We start from the raw sequence: 1,197 nt of genomic DNA, 5'->3' as shown, positions 1-1,197 counted from the left end.
GGCAGAGTAAAGTCAGCGTAATATTTGGCAAAAATCAGAGGTTTTTCAGTTGCGTTTTGCTTGCGTTCGAGTGAGGTTTCTATTACTTGCAACGTTTTTGTGTATGATTAGTGGCGTGTTCCACGCACCTAATTTAGCAAATAAAAACCGAATAGAAAATCCGCGAGGATTTTCGTAAGTAGGCGAGAACTAGCCATTAATTATACACGTTGTTGCCCACAGTACTTTTAGTTTTTCCAATTTTGAATTCGGTCAAGATATAAATAACTTTCCACGAATTTTTTATGTTCCGAACTCGTCATTTTCTCCAATAAATTCAATGCTGAAATATAACTTGCTAAATTTCCATTTGACGAACTGAATTTTCCGTCCTCAACGAAAGTTACCAAACTATCATTCTGTACTTTTAAATTCGGATAGTCTTTTTGTAATTGTTCTCCACCACCAATCCAAGTGACGATTTTATGTCCATCTGCAATTCCAGATTTTCCGATTAATTGAGCTCCAGCACAATTACTCACAACATATTCAGTTTCTTTATTTTTCTCTTTTATGAAGTTTACTATTTTTTCGTTGTGAACTTGTGCGTACATATCATAAGCACTCGGCACAAAAAGAGCTGTTAATTTTGGGCAATTTTCAAACGTAAAGTCAGGCAAAATTTTTATTCCTTCTTCGGTTGTGATTGGTTTTTCAGTTTCTGCAATCGTGATTACATTAAAGATTTGTTTTCCCCTTTCGGTTGGTTTTGCGAAAACATCAGAAGTAGCAATTACTTCGCTTTGTAAAACTCCGTTATACACCAAAAGTCCGATTGTTGGCAATTCCGATTTGAATGGTTTTAAGTGTTTTGTCAGAGTATCCGATTCAATTTCCTTTTGATTTACGTTCTCTTTATCGAGATTATTTTTCGATTTTTCAGAGTTGCAACTTATCAAAATAGTTGTGAAAATCATTATTGTTAAAACTCTAAATTTTGTCATTTCGTTCTGTTTTTCTCGTATTGTGGGCAACGTGTTTGTATATGAAAAGTGCGTGTTTGTGTCAGCGGATTTTCGGAACGAAAATCAGATGAAAGCAAACACGCACTTTCCTTTGATTGAGCACTAAACTACGCATTTTTTATATACAGTGTTGGCTTTTAGTGCTTTTTTGTACGCTTAATAATTCTGTTTTGTGTTTTTTTTGGTCGGTTTT

General features: G+C 34.5%; 1 protein-coding gene. It reads right to left on the bottom strand.

Translation table 11 applies throughout. From position 1 onward, the window contains the following. Positions 1–227 precede the first annotated feature (227 nt). On the bottom strand, positions 228–983 hold the full coding sequence (locus OS188_RS14690) for a DJ-1/PfpI family protein (protein ID WP_267149605.1): 756 nt from the start codon (positions 981–983) through the stop codon (positions 228–230). Positions 984–1,197: the final 214 nt, after the last annotated feature.

It is taken from the genome of Xanthomarina sp. F1114, from assembly GCF_026410255.1.
Taxonomy (GTDB): domain Bacteria; phylum Bacteroidota; class Bacteroidia; order Flavobacteriales; family Flavobacteriaceae; genus Xanthomarina.
The sequence above is the reverse complement of the archived record's forward strand: the minus strand, read 5'-3'. Positions and strand labels throughout refer to the sequence as shown.

Excerpts from the sequence above, each read along its gene's own strand:
- OS188_RS14690 (WP_267149605.1), bottom strand. The coding sequence starts at position 983 with ATGACAAAATTTAGAGTTTTAACAATAATGATTTTCACAACTATTTTG.